Origin of the sequence: Bacillus luti (assembly GCF_009739945.1) — a bacterium.
GTDB classification, from domain to species: domain Bacteria; phylum Bacillota; class Bacilli; order Bacillales; family Bacillaceae_G; genus Bacillus_A; species Bacillus_A luti.
Map to the genome: position 1 here is coordinate 4,895,198 of NZ_CP040336.1, position 19,647 is coordinate 4,914,844.

General features: G+C 34.8%; 20 protein-coding genes. 5 read left to right on the top strand and 15 right to left on the bottom strand.

Annotated elements, in window-relative coordinates:
- Nucleotides 1-19: 19 nt before the first annotated feature.
- Complete coding sequence (locus tag EUC40_RS24640) at nucleotides 20-136, bottom strand: DUF3948 family protein (RefSeq protein WP_000654250.1); 117 nt, start codon at nucleotides 134-136, stop codon at nucleotides 20-22.
- A 34-nt stretch (nucleotides 137-170) separates the two neighbouring features.
- Nucleotides 171-278, bottom strand: coding sequence for a DUF3948 family protein (locus tag EUC40_RS24645; RefSeq protein ID WP_000664237.1), 108 nt, complete (start codon nucleotides 276-278; stop codon nucleotides 171-173).
- 451 nt (nucleotides 279-729) lie between these two features.
- Between EUC40_RS24645 and EUC40_RS24650 the strand changes: the two genes are divergently transcribed.
- Nucleotides 730-1,602: a Cof-type HAD-IIB family hydrolase gene (locus EUC40_RS24650; protein WP_156576821.1), complete on the top strand. Its 873-nt coding sequence runs from the start codon at nucleotides 730-732 to the stop codon at nucleotides 1,600-1,602.
- Nucleotides 1,603-1,641: 39 nt separating this feature from the next.
- Here the strand turns inward: EUC40_RS24650 and EUC40_RS24655 are convergent, their stop codons facing one another.
- From EUC40_RS24655 to EUC40_RS24680, 6 genes are all read right to left on the bottom strand, one after another.
- Nucleotides 1,642-2,607, bottom strand: a complete 966-nt coding sequence (locus tag EUC40_RS24655) for an ABC transporter ATP-binding protein (RefSeq protein WP_156576822.1) — start codon at nucleotides 2,605-2,607, stop codon at nucleotides 1,642-1,644.
- Entirely contained in the window at nucleotides 2,604-3,584 is a 981-nt protein-coding gene (locus EUC40_RS24660) for an ABC transporter ATP-binding protein (RefSeq protein ID WP_156576823.1), read from the bottom strand. Before EUC40_RS24660 ends, EUC40_RS24655 begins: the two co-directional genes overlap by 4 nt.
- Nucleotides 3,585-3,594: 10 nt before the next feature.
- Nucleotides 3,595-4,515, bottom strand: coding sequence for an oligopeptide ABC transporter permease (gene opp4C, locus EUC40_RS24665; protein WP_071712779.1), 921 nt, complete (start codon nucleotides 4,513-4,515; stop codon nucleotides 3,595-3,597).
- 12 nt (nucleotides 4,516-4,527) lie between these two features.
- The gene (locus EUC40_RS24670) at nucleotides 4,528-5,484 is read right to left on the bottom strand and encodes an ABC transporter permease (RefSeq protein WP_156576824.1); all 957 of its coding nucleotides are present in this window, start codon (nucleotides 5,482-5,484) and stop codon (nucleotides 4,528-4,530) included.
- Between the two features lie 103 nt (nucleotides 5,485-5,587).
- A complete protein-coding gene (locus EUC40_RS24675) occupies nucleotides 5,588-7,315 on the bottom strand; it encodes an ABC transporter substrate-binding protein (protein ID WP_156576825.1) in 1,728 nt (575 codons plus the stop codon).
- Nucleotides 7,316-7,555: 240 nt separating this feature from the next.
- Nucleotides 7,556-9,259 (bottom strand): ABC transporter substrate-binding protein, encoded by a 1,704-nt coding sequence (locus EUC40_RS24680; RefSeq protein WP_156576826.1) that lies wholly within the window; start codon nucleotides 9,257-9,259, stop codon nucleotides 7,556-7,558.
- Nucleotides 9,260-9,497: 238 nt separating this feature from the next.
- Here EUC40_RS24680 and EUC40_RS24685 point away from each other — a divergent pair, with 238 nt between their 5' ends.
- The gene (locus EUC40_RS24685; protein WP_000369257.1) at nucleotides 9,498-9,695 is read left to right on the top strand and encodes a hypothetical protein; all 198 of its coding nucleotides are present in this window, start codon (nucleotides 9,498-9,500) and stop codon (nucleotides 9,693-9,695) included.
- Between the two features lie 243 nt (nucleotides 9,696-9,938).
- On the opposite strand, the gene abc-f is transcribed toward EUC40_RS24685, so the two are convergent.
- The gene (abc-f, locus tag EUC40_RS24690) at nucleotides 9,939-11,870 is read right to left on the bottom strand and encodes a ribosomal protection-like ABC-F family protein (protein WP_156576973.1); all 1,932 of its coding nucleotides are present in this window, start codon (nucleotides 11,868-11,870) and stop codon (nucleotides 9,939-9,941) included.
- A 73-nt stretch (nucleotides 11,871-11,943) separates the two neighbouring features.
- The gene (locus tag EUC40_RS27140) at nucleotides 11,944-12,078 is read right to left on the bottom strand and encodes an RAxF-45 family protein (RefSeq protein ID WP_278248848.1); all 135 of its coding nucleotides are present in this window, start codon (nucleotides 12,076-12,078) and stop codon (nucleotides 11,944-11,946) included.
- Nucleotides 12,079-12,498: 420 nt separating this feature from the next.
- On the opposite strand from EUC40_RS27140, the gene EUC40_RS24695 reads away from it, so the two are divergent.
- Together EUC40_RS24695 and EUC40_RS24700 are read left to right on the top strand one after the other, a co-directional pair.
- Nucleotides 12,499-12,627: a hypothetical protein gene (locus tag EUC40_RS24695; protein WP_002017273.1), complete on the top strand. Its 129-nt coding sequence runs from the start codon at nucleotides 12,499-12,501 to the stop codon at nucleotides 12,625-12,627.
- Between the two features lie 135 nt (nucleotides 12,628-12,762).
- Nucleotides 12,763-13,557 carry a DUF4931 domain-containing protein gene (locus tag EUC40_RS24700; protein ID WP_431181107.1) on the top strand — a complete coding sequence of 265 codons (795 nt, stop codon included), beginning with the start codon at nucleotides 12,763-12,765 and terminating at the stop codon, nucleotides 13,555-13,557.
- A gap of 104 nt (nucleotides 13,558-13,661) precedes the next feature.
- Here the strand turns inward: EUC40_RS24700 and EUC40_RS24705 are convergent, their stop codons facing one another.
- A complete protein-coding gene (locus EUC40_RS24705) occupies nucleotides 13,662-14,192 on the bottom strand; it encodes a transglycosylase SLT domain-containing protein (RefSeq protein ID WP_098915748.1) in 531 nt (176 codons plus the stop codon).
- A gap of 250 nt (nucleotides 14,193-14,442) precedes the next feature.
- On the opposite strand from EUC40_RS24705, the gene EUC40_RS24710 reads away from it, so the two are divergent.
- Nucleotides 14,443-16,092: a DUF2334 domain-containing protein gene (locus EUC40_RS24710; RefSeq protein ID WP_156576828.1), complete on the top strand. Its 1,650-nt coding sequence runs from the start codon at nucleotides 14,443-14,445 to the stop codon at nucleotides 16,090-16,092.
- A gap of 139 nt (nucleotides 16,093-16,231) precedes the next feature.
- On the opposite strand, the gene EUC40_RS24715 is transcribed toward EUC40_RS24710, so the two are convergent.
- The 4 genes from EUC40_RS24715 to EUC40_RS24730 form a co-directional block, all read right to left on the bottom strand.
- A complete protein-coding gene (locus tag EUC40_RS24715; protein ID WP_098915774.1) occupies nucleotides 16,232-16,996 on the bottom strand; it encodes a TatD family hydrolase in 765 nt (254 codons plus the stop codon).
- A 743-nt stretch (nucleotides 16,997-17,739) separates the two neighbouring features.
- A complete protein-coding gene (locus EUC40_RS24720; protein WP_000728438.1) occupies nucleotides 17,740-18,096 on the bottom strand; it encodes a YxeA family protein in 357 nt (118 codons plus the stop codon).
- A 135-nt stretch (nucleotides 18,097-18,231) separates the two neighbouring features.
- Complete coding sequence (locus EUC40_RS24725; RefSeq protein ID WP_000248058.1) at nucleotides 18,232-19,068, bottom strand: YitT family protein; 837 nt, start codon at nucleotides 19,066-19,068, stop codon at nucleotides 18,232-18,234.
- Nucleotides 19,069-19,186: 118 nt separating this feature from the next.
- Complete coding sequence (locus EUC40_RS24730; RefSeq protein WP_156576829.1) at nucleotides 19,187-19,516, bottom strand: PH domain-containing protein; 330 nt, start codon at nucleotides 19,514-19,516, stop codon at nucleotides 19,187-19,189.
- Nucleotides 19,517-19,647 lie beyond the last annotated feature (131 nt).

Sequence of the window (19,647 nt, forward strand, 5' to 3'; positions counted from 1 at the left end):
TTTTGTTACAAAACCTCTATTATACTAATACGCTTGATAGAAACACGATTAATGCTGTTAATACTACTGCTCCACTTGCTGATCCTACGAAGTCACCTTTTGTTACTTGTAATACTTGCTCTTTCATATCTTTCATTCTCCCTTCCTTTGTTTTTGTTACAAAGCTTCTATTATACTAATACACTTGATAGAAATACGATTAATGCCGTTAATACTACTGCTCCGCTTGCTGATCCTACGAAGTCACCTTTTGTTACTTGTAATACTTGCTCTTTCATATCATGTATCCTCCCTTTTAATAAGTTATCTATATGTAATTCCTAAGAAATGTTTATTTCATAGTTTTTATATTAACGTTACATTGAATTTAATAACGTAACGTTTGTAACATTAATGTAACATAACTATTATTACGTTGCAATATAATTACGTAAATTTTATTACACTTTTTTTACGTTTTTTTATAACATCCTCAAAAAACCCTGTTTTAATGCACTTTCTACTAGATTCATGTTTGTAACATTCATGTAATATTACAGTCATAAAACGAAATATAATCCTCTCCCTACCTACTTCTGTTACAAATCAAAGGAAAACCCTACTAAATAACGGTGAACCTATTGAATTTTTCACTAACAGTTGCTACGAGATAAAATACCATCTTTCCAAGATAAGTTTATATGTTTCCTCTATATAACTATGTATAATAAAAACAAAGAGGTGGTCATTTTGAAATTAATCGCATTAGATATGGATGGTACACTACTGTCATCTAATCTTGAAATCTCCAAAGAGAACTTACAAGCAATCCAAAATGCAAAAGAAGCTGGGCACATTGTAATGATTTGTTCTGGCCGCGCAAAAGAGGATGCTTTAAAACTATTGGAAGAATACCAATTATCTCTTCCAGTTGGAGCAAGCAATGGGGCAATTGTTTATGTGGATGGAAAAGTAATTAACTCGCGTTGTTTACAAAACGATAAAGTATACAAGCTTGCAAAATTACTAGAATCTGAAGGTTTTCCTTATAAGCTATATACGAATAAAGGAGTTTATTCTCCATATACATGGCAAGATCAAGTCATGCAAGCGTTCGAAGAGAACAAGCATGCACTAGATGTTACACTTGAGGAACTTGAAAGAATTACAGAAAAACAAAAGAAATCAAACTTAATCACTGATTTCCAAAAAATTGAAGACGTTGTGAATAATTCAGAATTAGAAATATCTAAATTCTTCATTTTGACATTTAACGCAGAGCATCGTGCACAGCTATTAAGTATGTTACAAGAAGACACTGCTATTTCAGTTACAGCATCAGCTCCTACTAATGTAGAAATTATGGATAAAAATGGGCATAAAGGGAATGGCATAAAGCAGATGGCTGCTCATTTTAACATTCCAATGGAAGATACAGTTGCTATCGGTGACAATTTTAATGATGTACCAATGTTAGAGGTTGCTGGTTTATCTGTTGCAATGGGTAATGCTGAAGATGATGTAAAGAAATTATGTGATGTTGTAACATTAACGAATAATGAGCATGGTGTTGCTCACGCAATTGAACAATTTGTATTAAAACAAACTTCATCTAATAAATAAAAAAAGGACTCTTTCATATTTTGAAAGGGTCCTTTTCTTTTATACGTGATGGCAAGCAACAAAGTGCTCTTCACCAACATTACGAAATTCCGGTACCGTTTTTTTACAAACCTCTGTAGCAAACGGGCAGCGTGTATGAAAGCGACAACCTGAAGGTGGATTCGCTGGACTTGGAATATCCCCCTCTAATATAATTCGCTCTCGCTTCACTGTTGGATCTGGTATTGGCACAGCTGATAACAATGCTTTTGTATACGGATGAAGTGGATTCGTAAATAACTCATCGCGCGGTGCAGTCTCTACAATCGTTCCTAAATACATAATCCCGATTTTCGTACATAAATGTTCTACCACACTTAAATCATGCGAAATAAATAAATAAGATAATCCCTTCTTCTCCTGTAACTCACTAAATAAATTAATGATTTGTGCTTGAATAGATACATCTAGTGCTGCCACAGGTTCGTCAGCTACAATAAATTCTGGATTTAATACCATAGCTCTTGCAATAACGATACGCTGACGTTGTCCACCAGAAAACTCATGAGGGTACCGATCAACGTGATATGGAGCTAAGCCGCATAACTCCAATACTTCTATCACTTTTTCACGAACATTTTCTTTCGTCGCTAGCCCATGAGCCAACATCGGTTCACCAAGCGCTTCTCCAATTCTCATTCTTGGATTTAACGAGCTAAATGGATCTTGGAACACAAGCTGCATGTTAGGACGATGTTTTCTCAATTCCTCCTTGGATAGAGAATAAACATCCTTTCCTTTAAACTTCACTTCCCCTTCCGTTTTTTGAACGAGACGTAAAATTGTTTTTCCTATCGTTGTTTTTCCGCTTCCTGATTCGCCAACAAGGCCAAATACTTCACCTTTATTAATAGTAAAGCTTACTCCATCAACTGCTTTTACATGTCCAATTGTTCTACTAAATATGCCGCCTTTAATCGGGAAATACGTCTTCAAGTTTTGTACTTCTAATAATGGTTCGTTCATTGTTCCGCACGCTCCTCATATAACCAGCAAGCTACTTTATGATTCTCATCATGTACATTCAGATTCGGTGCTTCTTCTTTACATATTTCCATACAATGCTCACAACGACCGCTAAAGTAGCAAAATTCTCCTAGGCCAACTAAATTAGGAACTTGCCCTGGAATGGAATAAAGTTTATCTATTCGTTTCCCCATTACTGGTTTTGATTTTAGCAATCCTTTCGTATATGGATGTTTCGGATTTTGGAATATTTCTAGTACTGGTGCTTCTTCGATAACTTTTCCGCCATACATAACAACAACGTAATCAGCCATTTCTGCTACAACACCTAAATCATGTGTAATTAATAAGATAGATGTTTTAAATTCCTCTTTTATTTGCCTTAATAAATCTAATATTTGTGCTTGAATCGTAACATCAAGGGCCGTTGTTGGCTCATCCGCAATTAATAACTTCGGATTACAACTAAGTGCAACAGCAATCATAATACGTTGTAACATCCCGCCGCTTAGTTCATGCGGATAAGAATGGACAATTTCATCTGCACGAGCTATACCAACTTTACGAATTAATTCGATTGCCTTCTTATACGCTTCATTTTTACTAAGTAATTCATGCTCTCTTAACGTTTCTACGATTTGTTCTCCTACAGTGAAGACTGGATTTAGCGATGTCATCGGCTCTTGGAAAATCATCGCAATATCATTCCCTCGTAAACTACGAAGATCTTTCTCTTTCATTCCTAAAAGACTTTTTCCTTCATATAGAATATCACCGCCTACTACACTGCCCGATTCAGCAATAAGTCCCATAATAGATAAAGCCGTTACACTCTTCCCGCACCCTGATTCACCTACAACACAAACCGTTTCACCTTCTCGAACTGCAAAGCTAACATGGTTTACAGCCTTTACTGTCCCTTCCTCCGTTTGAAAGTGTGTTTGTAAATCTTTCAGCTCTACTACTGCCTTGCTCATATCTTCTCACCTACCGTCTCATCTTTGGATCTAACGCATCACGAAGTGCATCACCAAGTAAGTTAATTGATACAACTGTTATAAAGATTGCAAAACCGGGCGGAATCCATAGCCACGGACGCTTTTGGAAATCGATTAATGAGTTAGCTGCGCTAATCATATTCCCCCATGATGGTGTAGGCGGGACAACGCCGAGACCTAGGTAACTTAGTGCGGACTCCCCTAGAATTGAACCGGCAACACCTAATGTAGATACAACAATTAAAATTGGTAAAACATTAGGGATTAAGTGATATATAATTTTCCGGTAATCTTTTATTCCTAGCACATCAGCAGCTTGCATAAACGCTTGCTCCCTAAGTGATAAAATTTGACCTCTTACAAGACGTGCAAGCCCTGGCCAACCTACCAAACTTAAAATAATCATAATGACATACAGACGATAATCAGACGGTACTTTCCACTCCGATAAAATCGCCCCCATTATAATAAGTAACGGTAATCCTGGCATCGACATTAAAATATCTGCAAGACGCATAATAATATTATCAACGATACCACGATAAAACCCTGCAATAGCTCCTAATACAGCTCCTAGTATCACTGATAAAACCATTGAAGCTAATCCAATCGTTAATGAAATCCGTCCCGCTTGCATGAGCCTCGTTAAAATATCTCTTCCTAACTGGTCTGTACCAAGCCAATGAGAGAAACTAGGTGGTTTGTTAATTAGTGCAACTTGTATTTTTCCTGATGCATATGGCGAAAAAAACGGTCCGATAAAACAAAATACAAACATAAAAATTAATGCATACAACCCTACTAGTGCCATCTTATTTTTCTTTATCTTTTTAAGAGCTTGTCGCCATGGTGATGATTCATTTTTTCTCTTTTTTCCTTTTCTCTCTGTAATCTCTGTAACAGTTTCCATCTCATTCCCCCCTTACTTCAACCGAATACGTGGATCAACAACTGCATATACAATGTCTGCGAAAAAGTTCGATACGATTGTTAAACAAGAAAGAAACATCGTAAATGCCATTAACACTGTATAATCACGGAAATTAAGTGCTTCTAATTGAACATTACCGATACCTGGCCAATTAAAAATTTGTTCAATAATAATGGCTCCTGAAAATAAACCGGGTAATTCAAATGCTAATAAAGTAATTGCCGGTAAAATTGCGTTTTTTAATGCATGCTTATAAATAACAGTCTTTTCCTTTAAACCTTTTGCTCGTGCTGTTCGTATGTAATCTTGTCTCACAACCTCTAACATGCTCGTTCTAAAATAACGAGTCAATGAACCTACTCCAAGAAGAGTCAAAATAAATACTGGTAAAACCATATGTTTTGCAACTTCTATCACATAAGCAACCCCAGTGGAATTACTACCAACATCAATCATTCCACCTATCGGTAATAACTTAAAGTCAACCGCGAACACTTTAATTAAAAACAAACCGATAAAGAAGGAAGGGAATGACATCGCTGCAAAGACACCAATTGTTACAAGCTTATCGAATAAAGAATGTTGCTTTGTCGCTGAAAATACACCGATAATAAGTGCAATTAACCAAATAAAAAACAATGCAATAATGGCTACACTAAACGAATTCCAAATAAACTTATTTAATAATGACGTTACAGGTTCTTGATACTGCAGCGAAAAACCAAAATCCCCTTGCAACGCATTACCTAACCAATGAAAATAACGCTCAACAATTGGTTTGTTCAATCCATACAATTCCCTAAGCTCAGCTGCTCTTTCCGGTGTAATCTTTGGATTTGAATCAATATAATCACCCGGAAGAAGTGCGAACAGGAAGAAAATAATAATTGATGTTCCAAACAGTGTAGGAATCATTTGTAGCAACCTACGAACAATATATGTTTTCACCCTTTTTCTCTCCAATCTAATGCTTAAAATAGAAGAACATTTTTTCAAATCGGCACATTTCTAACCGAATGAAAAAATGTCTTCTGTTTATACATTCTTCTCGTTATTTTTCAAATGATAATACTGGTAAGTTTGCGCTAATACTATTGTATTTTTCAGGGTCAATTCCTTTTATATTCCCGTTATAACCAGTAATTGTTCTGCGATAGTTTAATAGAATTACTGGCGGATCATCACTTAACTCTTTATAAAGTTCTTTATAGATTGGTTTACGTTTTTCAATATCTACCGTTTCAATACCTTTTTGAATTAACTCATCTACTTTTGAATTTTTATAGCCAAGACTCTTCTCATTGGCACTAGATAAATATTCACCAGCTGTTTCACTCGGGTCACTTGTAATTGGTGTCGAAACAGAAGCCAAATCATAATCACCTTTGTTAACTTTTGAAAGCATTGTATTAAAGTCCATGAATTCAGGGTTAAATTCTACACCTATCTCTTTATAATTCTCTTTCGCAATTGGAATTAATAAATCACTATCTTTAGCCGAACTTGGACCGAAATAAGAAAGTTTTAATTTTTGACCATCTTTTTCCCGGATTCCATCCGAACCAACTTTCCACCCTGCTTCATCTAGTAACTTTTTCGCTTTTTCTTTGTCATACTCATATTTATTAACGCCTTCTTCTGTGTAAGCCCAAGAAGTCGGATGAATTGGTACATTCGCTACCGTACCGTATCCTTTGTATGCTGTATCAACATATTTTTTACGATCTAATCCGTAGATAAGCGCTTGGCGAACCTTTTTATCCTTTAAGTACGGCTTATTATGATTCATATAAACATAACTAAATGATGGTGCTGTTTCGATTTGGATATTTGCGAATTCTAAAGCCTTAGCCTGTTCAAGAACTTCGTCACCAGTACCTAAGCCAGTGTGGTCAACCTCACCTGTTTGGAATAACTGAAGCTTCGTATCGCCAGAAGTAATTTTATAAATGAAGTTTTGAATTTTTGGTTTACCCGCATAGTAATTTTCATTTGCTACAAAACGAACTTCTTGACCTGGAATATACTTTTCAAATTTATATGGACCCGCAGCTAGTGGTTTGCCATATAAATCTTTTAAGTAATCTAAACTTGTATTTTGTTTGTAATCTTTTCCGTAATAAGCTTTTGATAGTACTGTGCTACCAAAAACAAATATAGCTTGTGAATTAACCTTTTCAGTCGTAATTTTTATTGTTTGTGGATCGACAACTTGAATACCTTCAATTGAAGTTGCTTTTCCTTCTTTATATTCTTTACCACCTTTAACTGCATATTGAGAGATGTCCACTTCGCCTTCATATGCCTTATCGTGTAAAAGTGTCAACGTGAACGCTACATCATCCGCTGTTAATGGCGAGCCATCGCTAAATTTCAAATCTTTACGTAAATGGAATGTATATGTTAACTGATCAGAAGAAACGTCCCACTTCTCAGCTAATTCTGGAATTGGTTTCCCTTGTTTATCGGTTGATATGAGAGATGCAAAAATAACTGAAGTTACGTTTCCATCCCAACCATTTTGTTGGAAATATGGTAAAAATACGCCCCCTGGTTTATTAATCCCAACTACTAACGTATCTTTTCTATTCTTCGCTTTATCTGGCACTTTCGTTTTATCTGTCGCAGCGATCTTTTCAATTTTTATATTTTTTAAATCTTGTTGTTTAACCGGTTCTGTAGAAGCCGTCTCCTCCTGTCCCCCACAAGCGGATAACACAAGCGAACTACTCAGTAATACCGAAAATACACCAGCCCATTTTTTCGTCTTTGTCTTCATTGTCCCCACCCTAACTTTTTTATGATTATACCCTCTGAACTACTTACCTTATGTATGCCTCCCACAGCAACATTTATAGCCAATCGGAAAAGTCGGTTTTAATCGTAAAAAAATAGATGTTTTTTGAGGGGTAACAATCCTATTCCGACCTTTCCGGTAGACTTTATGGTTATTAGCTTATATCGTCCGCTATATTTTGTCAATTCTTTCTAAAAAAATATTTTGATAATTCCTTCAAAGTTATTGTTCTATCTTTAATTTAGGTAAACTTAATAAAATACCGTTATAGTTATCTTCTTGTAATCCTTGGATTCGTGCATGATGTGCAGACACAACTTTGCTATTATTCAAGAAGATTACAGGTGGGTCTTCGCTTAACTCTTGATATAGCTTTTTATAGATTTCTTTTCGCTTTTCAATATCCAACGTTTCTAATGCTTGCTTAGCTAATTCATCTACTTTCGGATTATAATATCCATCATAGTTTCGTTTACTTGTCGAAACAAACTCCTCAATTGTTCCACTTGGATCATCAATCATTGGCGTAGATACCATTGCTAAATCATAATCACCTTTTATCACTTTTGAAATCATCGTATTAAAATCTATATATTCTGGGCTAAACTCTACACCAAGCTTTTTATAATCTTCTTTCATCACAGGAATCATTACATCATTTATTTTACTTGCCGATGAAGCAAAATAACTTACTTTCAATTTTTGGCCGTCTTTTTCACGAACTCCATCCGAACCAGCTTTCCATCCAGCCTCATCCAGTAATTTCTTCGCCTTCTCTAAATTATACTCATATTTATTAATGCCATCCTCTTTATACGCCCAAGAAACTGGCGTAATCGGCACATTAACAAGTGACGCATAACCTTGGAAATACGTATCAATGACCTTTTGACGCTCTAATCCATAAATAAATGCTTGGCGAACACGTTTATCTTTAAAGTATGGTTTTTTATAATTCATTTTAATATAGCCGTAAGAACTTCCTGTATATACATTCACATTAGCAAAGCCTAACTCTTTTAATTGCTCAATCGTTTCTGCATTTGTAGAAAACCCATCGTAATCTACTTCACCAGCTTGGAATTGCTGCAACTTCGTATCGCCTTTTGAAATCTTATAAATAAAATGCTCAATCTTCGGTTTTCCTTCAAAATAATTTTCATTCGCTACAAATCGAACTTCTTGTCCTGGAATATATTTATCTAACTTATAAGCACCGGCTCCCATTGGCTTGCCATATAAATCTTTTAAATATTCTAAATGACCTTGCTTATACTCTTTACCGTAATACGCCTTTGAAATTACTTCTCCGCCAATTAACGATAATGTTTGGGCATTTACCTTTTCAGTTGTAATTGTAATGGTTTTCGGATCAACGACCTGTATTCCCTCAATAGATGTTGCTTTTCCTTCTTTATATGCTTGCCCACCTTTTATTGCTGTTTGGCTTATATCAGTCGCACCACTATAAGTTGGATCGTGTAATAGCGTTAATGTAAATGCTACATCATCTGCAGTTAACGGTGAACCATCACTAAACTTTACATCATCTTTCAAATAGAACGTGTATGTAAGCTGCTCCTCCGAAATATCCCACTTCTTCGCCAAAATAGGAATTGGTTTTCCTTCCTTATCGAGTCCAACAAGAGGTGCAAAGATAGCTTGCGTTATATTACCATCCCATCCATTCTCCATAAAATGCGGAAGAAATATCCCTCCAGGACTCGGCATGCCAACTACGAAAGTATCTTTTCTTTCTTTTGCCTTTGCTGGACTTTTCGCTTTGTCACTTGCTTTAATAAATTCATCCTTCACCTTTGGTAATTTTGTTGCTTCATTTGTACTTGCTTCTTCTTGCCCACATCCGGCTAATAATACTGAAACACTAAAAAACGTAGCAAGTACTCCTTTAAAAGCGTTTTTCATCGTTCAATCACCTTTGCTCTCCTAATGTTTAATAATGTAGCAACATGGACCTCCTCCCTGTAACTATCTTTACTTTCCCTATAAAAATAGTATGAATTAATTTCAAGATTATTCCTTTTCCTTACACATGTCAATCGTTCTCCTTTATTTCCTTATAAAAATCATAAAAAACTGATTCTATTTGTTCATCATAGAACATAGAATACTAATAACCAATTACCAAAAAGGGGGCGAAAATATGGACAACCTATTCCAATATGTCCTGCACTATGTACTGTTAACAATTATGATAGTCGGGGCACTATTACTATTCCCGTTCTTCCCCAAGTTCGTCCTCTTTTTAGCTTTTTTTATTATGCTCGGGATCGCTATTATCATTTCAACAAGGGAAGATACCACAAAAAAAGAAAGCAGAGTTCAGCGCGTAAAGCTGTAACTCTGCTTTTTTCAATCTTAACTCTCTGTTACATATAGTTATGTCTTGGGAAATAATTAACCTATATTTTGTAATTCCCCTTACCATTTCACATATTCCACGCCCCATACAAATGGCGTGACAAATATTTATCGAATTTACTGTTTCACGTGAAACACAATTTTTATTTATCACTTAAAATATCGTTATAAAAAAAGAAAGTTAATTCCTTCAGCAAAACTGAAAGAATTAACTTTCTATCCTTTACTCCACAATATTCTCTAACTCGTTATATAACTCTACTCGTAACAACTCTTTCTTCGTTTTTTCCTCATATAATTTTTCAAGTCTTTCAACATCAGCTACATGTTCCATTTCACATTCTATCGCATATATACTTTCTTCTATATGCATTAACTCGGTTTCAATTTCCTCAAAACTTCTAGAGACTTTCTTTTTTATAGGGGATATTTCAACGCTTTTTCTTCCTTGGCGTTTTTGTTTTATTACTTGTTTCTCAAGTTTTTCTTCCCACTTTTGACGCGCCCATGCATAGTTCCCAGCAAACTCAAATAATTTACGCTCATCAATCCAATACGTCTTTTCAAATAACTTATTTAAAAAGTAACGATCATGCGAAACAGCTAGAATCGTTCCATTATATTGTTCAAGGGCCTCCTCTAAAACTTCTCTTGATTCAATGTCGAGATGGTTTGTCGGCTCATCTAAAATTAAAAAATTGATATCTTGATACATAAGTTGCGCAAGTCTTAGCCTCATTTTTTCTCCACCGCTCAGTTGCGTTACTTTCTTAAACACCGCTGGGCCACAAAATAAAAACTTAGCTAATATATGCCTTGCGTCTCCCTCTGTTACAGCTACACACTCTCTGAATGCTTCCAATACATTACTCTTCATATTTCCGTACGCGTGCTGCGATAAATAACCGATTTTAACACTACTACCAATACGAATTTCACCAGCATCTGGTTCTATTTCTTCTAATAATAACTTTAGTAGCGTTGTTTTTCCCGTACCATTACGACCAACGATAGCCGCACGCTCTTGAAAACGAACATGTAGATTCGCTTGCTCAAATAAAGGTTGGTCTGCAAAACCTTTACTCACTTCTTTCATGATAACAACATCTTTCCCGCTTCTCTCTTGCCCTTCAAACTCTAACCCCATTTGTTTTCTTTCCAAAATCGGTCTCTTTAATTTCTCCATGCGCTCTAGCGCACGTTCCATATTTCTCGCTCTCTTATGCAATCCTTCGTTCGGCGGATTCGCTTGGTTTGCCCATTCACGTAGACGCTTAATGGCTTCTTTCATTTTCTTTATTTTCTTTTGCTGTTCTTGATAAGCCTGAAACTCCTGAAGCAACCGTTCTTCCTTTTCCTCAACAAACTGAGAATAGTTTGTATGATACACGTGAATCTCTCCATCTTCTAAATCAAAAATCTTCGTTACAACTTCATCAAGGAAATAGCGATCATGTGAAATAACTACAACTGTTCCAGTGTATTCTTTTAAAAATTGCTCTAGCCATTCTACGGCGAACAAATCTAGATGATTGGTTGGCTCATCTAGCAGAAGTAAATCTGGTTTCTGCAATAGCATGTATGCAAGGCTTACTTTTGTTTGTTCCCCACCACTTAACTCCAAAAACGATCGAGGAAATAGTTCTGTCACCTGTAGGCCATTTGCTACCTTCATAATATTCGCTTCTATTTCATAACCACCAAGAAACGCAAAGTTTTCTTGAATTACTCCGTACCTCTCCATTAATTTTTGTAATGCAGACGGTTCCCGTTCTTCCACCATATTTTTTTCTAAAGCATGCATTTCCTTTTCTAATTCCTTTTCCACTTTAAAAGCGGAACTCAATACATCATATACAGTCATATCCTCATCAAATTTTGGGATTTGTGCCACATGACCAATACGTGTACCTTTCTTCATATGAATGGCTCCTGCATCCAAACTCTCCATTCCTGTTAGAAGCTGAAAGATCGTTGTCTTCCCGCTACCGTTACGACCAACTAATCCAACACGTTCACCGTTCTTTATTTCAAGCGATATATTTTCAAATATGATGTTTCCACCAAAAGATTTCGTTACATTATTTACACTACAAATTGTCATTTTCCGTACTCCTTTCAATATAAAAAACCATGGGAAAGAAACATTCCCCATGGTTTTCGGCATAGAAAAAGGAAGCCAAATAGCTCCCTTTTCACACGTTTATAAAAAATGGGTGAAGAGATTTCTATCGTTCAATAGCTACTATGCAATTGTTAAAAAAGGACAGACGTATCCCGTTAACAACTACATCATGAAAAATCGCACGACAATAATAGATAAAATCTAAAAATTTGGCACGTGCAGCTAAAGAACGTTTCATCTCATTCACTCCTTTCGTACGGAATTTAATACTTACTTCTTTATTATACTTTCCCATTTCATGTTTGAATAGTCATTTTTCTGAAAATAATGAAGATAGACTAAACATTTCAATAAGTGACATCAAATCTTACAAAACTGTTATGTTCACGTAATGGAAAGCGATAGTACGAAAAGATGCCTCCCTATACAATAAAGATGTAAACAAGAGAGACAAACAAAAGGAGGAAACAATCATGATGAAAGAAATCGTAAAAACAATCTTTGAGGTATTAGTGAACGGACAAGCAGTTGTAAAAGAACTCAACGAACTATAAAAAGGAGTGAAGAAATATGATGAACATGGTAAAAATGATTTTGCACGCTTTAGTTGATGCAAAAGCGGTTAGCCAAGAATTAAACCAACAATAAAAAGGGGTATATGAATATGAAGAAAGCCATTATTGTAATCGCAAGTACAGCAATTGCCTTATACACAATGAAAAATAGAAAAAAGAAGCGTAATGAAAATACTCTATATTATCCATACACATTATTAAAGAAAAAATAAAAGACAAGGTACCCTATCATAATGAGGATATCTTGTCTTTTATTTTTCCCTACCCTTTTTAAAGGATTTCCTCCTCCTTGTCCCGAATGTATTAAGCGGGATTTTTACACATATTTTAAAGGGGCATATAGAAAAATGGATACACAACAACTATATTTTTTAAACGATATCGGTAAACAAAAACCAGAAAGCATTCGGAATAGAAACGCTGCCTGTCCATTTTGCGATAAAGAAAATTTAACGGATATTTTAGCAACTGAGGGCTCAATTATTTGGTTGAAAAATAAATTCCCTACATTAAAAGACACATTTCAAACCGTATTAATCGAAACAGATAATTGTGAAGATCATATCGGAACATATACAGAAGAACATATGAGAAAACTAATTCGTTTCTCTATTCACCATTGGTTAAGCTTACAGAGTAACGAAGAATTCACATCTGTGATTTTATATAAAAATCACGGTCCATTCTCAGGTGGGAGTTTGCATCATGCACACATGCAAATTATCGGAATGAAACATGTAAACTATCTCGAAAATATTGAAGAAGAAAATTTCCAAGGGGTACTTGTTCAAAAAAATGAACGCATTGAACTTAATATTTCAGAGCGTCCTATTATTGGCTTTACTGAATTTAACATAGTCATTGAAAATATTGCATTTATAGATGAAATGGCAAATTATATTCAGCAAACTGTACGCTACATACTAACAGATTTCCATAAAGGATGCAGTAGCTATAACTTATTCTTCTATCACTTAAATGGAAAAATCATTTGTAAGGTTGTTCCGCGCTTTGTCGTTTCACCATTATATGTAGGATATAAAATACCACAAGTTTCTACAAAACTAGAAGAGGTGAAAATACAACTAGCGCAGTACTTCACGAAAGAAAAGAATGAAATGATTCATAAAAAAACAGAGTAGGTATAGAAAACCTACTCTGTTTTACCGCTATTTCGGGGCAGTAGCCCGATTGATAAAGGCTAATAATCAGCGATGGATGAGCATACTCCCCGCTGATTAAAGCCTTACTTTATTACACCTTTATTTCGATAGTATACGTCCTCTAATCCAACGTTATACTTCATGTTATTATCCGTCCACTCTGGTCCTAAATTCCCTGGCCATCCAGATGTATTCGCTACATATTTTAGTAATGCAAAATCAGTTAAACCTTTTTGCACCCCGCGCTTATATCCTTTCACTAAATGTGGCATTGCAATTTGTGCATTTGTACGTGGATCTTTCAGCTCATCATCAGTTAAATGATCCGGCGCAAGTCCGCCACCGCGGTGCAATTGAAACAATCCGAATGAAGTTCCATTATCTCCAACACTTCTTGGATTTAACCGACTTTCATGTTCGGCAATTGTAAGAGGTATCCATTCCGGAAGATTTACTTTCTTTGCTTCCTCTATAATAATTTGTTTCATCTGTTTCGCTTCTTCTGAATCAACATAACTTGTCTCATTCACTAGCTTATCCATTCCTTCAGACTTTCCTTGGAAATATAAATATACTCCAAGAACAACTAAAAATCCTACAAAGAATTTCTTCACTATCTCTACCTCTTTCTCCGCTGAAATTTGTCCCCTTTCAGCCTTCTTCCCTTTACAATTACCTACATTCTATCATTCTCTTACTCTTTCATCATAGCAAATAACTATACATATTATCATCATGCTTTAGACTGATTTTGCAAATAAAACAATGGTAAATACGTGTAAAAATGTAACATAATTGGACTACAGCTTATTTCTTCTATATAATTGTAAATTGAATTCCATATATAGAATAGGAGAACACAAAATGAAAAAATACCTACTACTCTTGTTCAGCATTGTACTACTCATTCCTATACATGCCTCTGCACAAACATCATCAAAACCAAAGGTACTTGTTCTATATAGTACAAAAGAAGATACGGTTACAAATAATATCCAAATCCTTAATACTCAATTAGGGCATTTTACAAATGATATAACTGTGAAAAGTTTGAAAGAAGCAACTACAACTACTAACTCCTCTTCTTTTACACATGTTGTTTACATCGGTGAAAAAAAAGAAGAATTTTCTACTGAAACGAAACAATTTCTAGAAAACTTCTCAGGTCCTGTATTAGCGCTAGGGCAAAACGTTGAACAATTATCTAGCCGTTTTTCTTTCATTACATTGAAGGGCAATGATATACGTGTTAACAAAATTAAATATCCAAGCAAGAAGCTAGAAAATACTTTAGAAGGAGAGCGATTAATTCAATCCATTGATACAAATGGGACGGTTCTCGCTAACGCTTCAAGCGCAAATAACACCAATCCACTAATCGTTCAACACGGAACATCTTATTATGTTGCAACGCCAAATCTCTTTGATTGGATGTCTCATTATGTTGGTGAAATGTTATTTTCTTACTTTGGACAAAAACCAAAAACTGATAAAGTTTCAGCTTATCTACGGCTTGAGGACGTTCATCCTGCTGCAGATATAAATCAATTAAAAGAAATTGCTGCATTACTAAAAGAAAAACAAATCCCTTACATGATTACAGTCATTCCAGTATATAAAGATCCACATACAGGGAAAAATATACAATTAAAAGACAAACCAGAATTAGTTGATCTTTTACGTTCTATGCAAGACGATGGGGCAGCCATTATTATGCATGGTTATACTCACCAATTTTATGATACGGAAACTGGTGAGGGCTTTGAATTTTGGGATGTAAAAACTGATCAACCAATTCGCCAACCTAATCATGAAAAACCGAAAACACAAAACGATTTTCCAAATATAGAAGCCTATAATCAATACGTAGAAAAAGGTAAAGAATTTGAAGAAAAATATACGACAGATCATATCGAAAAAGGCATTCAAGAACTTGTAGATGCTAAGCTATATCCTGTCGCATTTGAAGCACCTCATTACACAATGTCTCAAAAAGGGTATGAAATATTATCAAGGTACTTCTCAACTTATGTAGGACAAATACAGTTAAGTGATACAACTTGGAAATCGATGCATTCTCCAGCATACGGAAGTACACCATCATTTTTACATGGAATGAAATTAATGCCTGAAACAGTTGGATTTATTGAAGAAGATAAACCACAGGCTTTTGCTAAAATGAAAGAACGCGCTTTATCTGTTGCTAAATTATCCGATGGAGTTATTGGTGCATTCTATCACCCTTACTTAGGTGTGGAACCCTTAAAAGAAGTTTTAAAAAATCTAGAAAGCATTCCAAACATGGAATGGATTGATTTACAAAAAGAAACAAATGAAGTAAAAATGAAAGATATTCATATTACTACGAATAAAGATGGCATTCACGTAGAAAAACCAACAAGTACAGATGACATAATGGATTATGTAAAACAATATGGTTTCCTTCTTATACTTGGGTTCCTTGTCATTGTCTTTCTTTTATTATTAAGACGCGGTAAAAAATTAGAGTCCTAATACAAAACCACTAAGCGAAATGCTTGGTGGTTTTTTAACCTAAATCAAAACACAGCATGTTATTAACGCCCCATTGATTATTTTCATAAATAAATTCAATTCCTATTTCTCCATAATAAAAAGGACCAGAATAACGCTTCTACCCTTTCAAATAAAACTGAATTGTATTTTCATATATTGTTTCTGCAACCTTATCAACAGATATGTTTTTTATGACACTGATTTCTTTAAGTACCTCTCGGATCATGCTTGGATGCGTCATAACATCGTCTTGAAATTCCCACGGTCCATCGGTTTCTACCATCATATATTCAAGCGGATAATATGAAACAACTTTTTTAATTTTCTCCTTATATAAAACATCCGGTGTGATAGAGATATAATAGCCATTCCTCATCATCCGTTTCATTGTTGCTTCACTTCCTTTAAACCAATGAAAGTGTGCACGCGAAACTTTATATTTCTCCAATAAATCACATACAATATCAGCATCTTCATACACTGCATGCAATATAATTGGTAAATCATATTTACTAGCTAGTTCAACAAACTGTTGTAACACTGATATATACGAATTGATAGCAACGTGCTCATCTTCTTTTCTTAAATAATATGGTAAGCCTACTTCACCAATCGCAACTATTTCCTCTACATGATCTTCAATTAGTTTATAAATTTTCTCACATTCTTCTTTATGGATCGGTTGCTCCGGATGAAAACCTATTGCTGGATGTACAAAAGGATATCGCTTTGCTAAAGATAAAGTTTCTAGACATGATTGATAATTCATAGATACTGCAATAAGCCCTTGTATCTCTTTGCCATTTTCCACATCTATAAATAATCTATGTTTCTCTTCACCCTCATATTGATCAACATGTATATGGCTATCAATCCATTTCATATTTATGCCCCCATAAAAAAACAAGAAAGGAACCCCCTTCTTGTTTTATCATCTATATTATTTAACAATTAAATTTGTTATGATATCAAATAATCCAATACACACTGCGACAACAGTAAAGTAGCTACAGAAATCTTTAATTGGAAACTTCACTACTTCTTCTTTAAACATCCCACTTTTCTCCCTTCTTACTAAATCCCTAATTATTTTTATCTATTTGTATCTATTATGCAAAAAATATGACAAATTTACTATCGAATTAACTTACGTAAACCTTACAATATTGTAAGGTTTAAAAAAATGGCCTCATCTAAATAAAGATGAGGTCTATTACAAATTAGTTGGTTTTTCATTCTTCATTACATTACAAACAAAAAGTAATATATTAAGACTTCCTACTCATACTATATTAAATTTACTATCTTTTAACTATCGAATTGCATTACAGAAGTCTTACATGTTTGTAAGCTATGTGTAATGTAATTCGATAGTTCTCCTTACCTATATTTCGTACAATAAGTTTAGAAAGTAAGCTAAATAAGAAGAACACTCACATAACCAAATTACATTGCTAGTAGCTACTCTTCTTATACCTTTCACTCATGCTACTACAATGTACCCCCTTCCCCTTTATATAATAAAAAAAGCCTTAGTCCATATGGACTAAGGCTTTTTCACGAAACGCAAAATACCCCTACCTAGTATTTTTATTTTCGACAAAAAATAGGCGGGGGTATAATTCGCTATCTCATCGCTAAAAGTTTACTCTTCGCATTAATAGGAATATTTACAGATTCAATTTCTTCAATCGCCTCGCCATAGCGTCCTTTTGCGTACACCTTTAATGCTTCATCTCTCTTTAACATATGCTTAACAGTCTTCTTTATTTTTTGCTCTCTTCCACGTTCGTCAAATGCAATAAATTCATATTCATACCACTCATCACCGATATGCTGACCAATTGTATTCACAACCGTATAATATTCTTTCGTCTTATAAAGTGGATTATATTTATCGATAACCGGTCCAAGTTTTGTAGGCAGTAACATTACTACTATTACTACTATCGCTACTACAGTAGTGATCATTTTTTTCTTCATAATAAACCTTCCTCCTCTGCAGGATATCTATACATCTATTTTAAAAAGAAGGAATACAATCTACCATTGAATCCTATTACACTACCCTTACATTTTTGTAATAAAAAAAGATGAACGAATTTATTCGTTCATCTTTTAGCTTGCTTTAAAGCCACCGCCAAGTACATCACGTACGTCGTGGATAACAACAAAAGCATCTTCATCTACTCGACTAATGACTTGTTTTAACCTAACAAGTTCTTGTTTATTTATAACAACATATAACACTTCTTTATTTCTACCTGTATATCCGCCGCGCCCTTCCAATACAGTAACGCCACGTGTCATGCTTTTCGTAATAGCCTCGCGAATCAAGTCTGGTTGATTCGAAATAATCGTAACAGCCGTTTTTGTATCCATCCCTTCTACGATGAAATCAATCACTTTCGCTCCGATGAATACAGCTACAAGCGTATACATTGCCTTTTCTTGCCCTATTATAAATACAGAACCAGCAATTACAACGATATCAATAATAAGTACGCCTTTTCCGACGCTCCATCCTAAATATTGATTTGCTAACTGTGCTAAAATTGCCGATCCTCCTGATGTACCTCCGGCCTTGAACATACAACCTAATCCAACACCGACAAATACACCAGCAAATAGTGCCGCCAATAACGTATCACTATTCACATGATACTCAATATGTTCCGTAACATATAAAAACAAAGATGTTTCTACAATCCCTAAAATTGTATAAACCATCGTTTTCTTATCAAAAAATTTATACCCAATAGCCAGTAGGATTGCATTTATAGCAAAATTCACAACCCCCGGCGACCAACCAAATAAATAATACGTAACAACCGTTACACCAATAATGCCACCCTCTGATAAACGGTTTGGAATTGCAAAATAATTAATACCAATTGCGAATAATAATGAACCAATTGTAATTAGTGTTATTTCCTTTATACGTTGATTAACCATAGTTCATACCCTCCCCCCATTTGACATTGTATCACTATCTCCTAGAGGTTTAGAAGTGGTTTTTATTCCGCATTTTTCCTCATAAAAATCAAGATATTATGTTTAAACAAAGGGGTGATTAATTATTCATATTTGCTCTAACTATACGGACAAATCGCTCCACATTCCCTTTCTGGATATGCTTAGCTCTAACCATTTCATGATTACACGTAAACTCAAAGTACGGATGAAAATCTATGCTATCTATATGCAAATATGAGTACTCTTTAAATATTGAAGGATAGTACGGAAATTTCCCGTAAAACAGGAGACGTCTAGTAGTGGCAACAAAAATTCCATATTGATACGATAACGTAAAATTATCCTTCTCAAATATCCCTACTACAAAAGCCAAAACCTTTTCATCGTCCTCTACATACTTTTTCATACTCAATAAAAGTTCACTCATGCATATCCCTCCAAATACTATTCATCGCTTTAACACTTGAAAAGAATCCGCGGATTATTACAGACCGGTTTAATTCCTTTATAAAGTATGAAACGCGTTTCCTGTCAAAGATATTTCAAAAAAATAATCCG

Excerpts from the sequence above, each read along its gene's own strand:
- EUC40_RS24640 (WP_000654250.1), bottom strand. The coding sequence starts at position 136 with ATGAAAGATATGAAAGAGCAAGTATTACAAGTAACAAAAGGTGACTTC.
- EUC40_RS24645 (WP_000664237.1), bottom strand. The coding sequence starts at position 278 with ATGAAAGAGCAAGTATTACAAGTAACAAAAGGTGACTTCGTAGGATCA.
- EUC40_RS24655 (WP_156576822.1), bottom strand. The coding sequence starts at position 2,607 with ATGAACGAACCATTATTAGAAGTACAAAACTTGAAGACGTATTTCCCG.
- EUC40_RS24660 (WP_156576823.1), bottom strand. The coding sequence starts at position 3,584 with ATGAGCAAGGCAGTAGTAGAGCTGAAAGATTTACAAACACACTTTCAA.
- opp4C (WP_071712779.1), bottom strand. The coding sequence starts at position 4,515 with ATGGAAACTGTTACAGAGATTACAGAGAGAAAAGGAAAAAAGAGAAAA.
- EUC40_RS24675 (WP_156576825.1), bottom strand. The coding sequence starts at position 7,315 with ATGAAGACAAAGACGAAAAAATGGGCTGGTGTATTTTCGGTATTACTG.
- EUC40_RS24680 (WP_156576826.1), bottom strand. The coding sequence starts at position 9,259 with ATGAAAAACGCTTTTAAAGGAGTACTTGCTACGTTTTTTAGTGTTTCA.
- EUC40_RS24685 (WP_000369257.1), top strand. The coding sequence starts at position 9,498 with ATGGACAACCTATTCCAATATGTCCTGCACTATGTACTGTTAACAATT.
- abc-f (WP_156576973.1), bottom strand. The coding sequence starts at position 11,870 with ATGGGGAATGTTTCTTTCCCATGGTTTTTTATATTGAAAGGAGTACGG.
- EUC40_RS27140 (WP_278248848.1), bottom strand. The coding sequence starts at position 12,078 with ATGAAACGTTCTTTAGCTGCACGTGCCAAATTTTTAGATTTTATCTAT.
- EUC40_RS24695 (WP_002017273.1), top strand. The coding sequence starts at position 12,499 with ATGAATATGAAGAAAGCCATTATTGTAATCGCAAGTACAGCAATTGCC.
- EUC40_RS24700 (WP_431181107.1), top strand. The coding sequence starts at position 12,763 with ATGGATACACAACAACTATATTTTTTAAACGATATCGGTAAACAAAAA.
- EUC40_RS24710 (WP_156576828.1), top strand. The coding sequence starts at position 14,443 with ATGAAAAAATACCTACTACTCTTGTTCAGCATTGTACTACTCATTCCT.
- EUC40_RS24715 (WP_098915774.1), bottom strand. The coding sequence starts at position 16,996 with ATGAAATGGATTGATAGCCATATACATGTTGATCAATATGAGGGTGAA.
- EUC40_RS24720 (WP_000728438.1), bottom strand. The coding sequence starts at position 18,096 with ATGAAGAAAAAAATGATCACTACTGTAGTAGCGATAGTAGTAATAGTA.
- EUC40_RS24725 (WP_000248058.1), bottom strand. The coding sequence starts at position 19,068 with ATGGTTAATCAACGTATAAAGGAAATAACACTAATTACAATTGGTTCA.
- EUC40_RS24730 (WP_156576829.1), bottom strand. The coding sequence starts at position 19,516 with ATGAGTGAACTTTTATTGAGTATGAAAAAGTATGTAGAGGACGATGAA.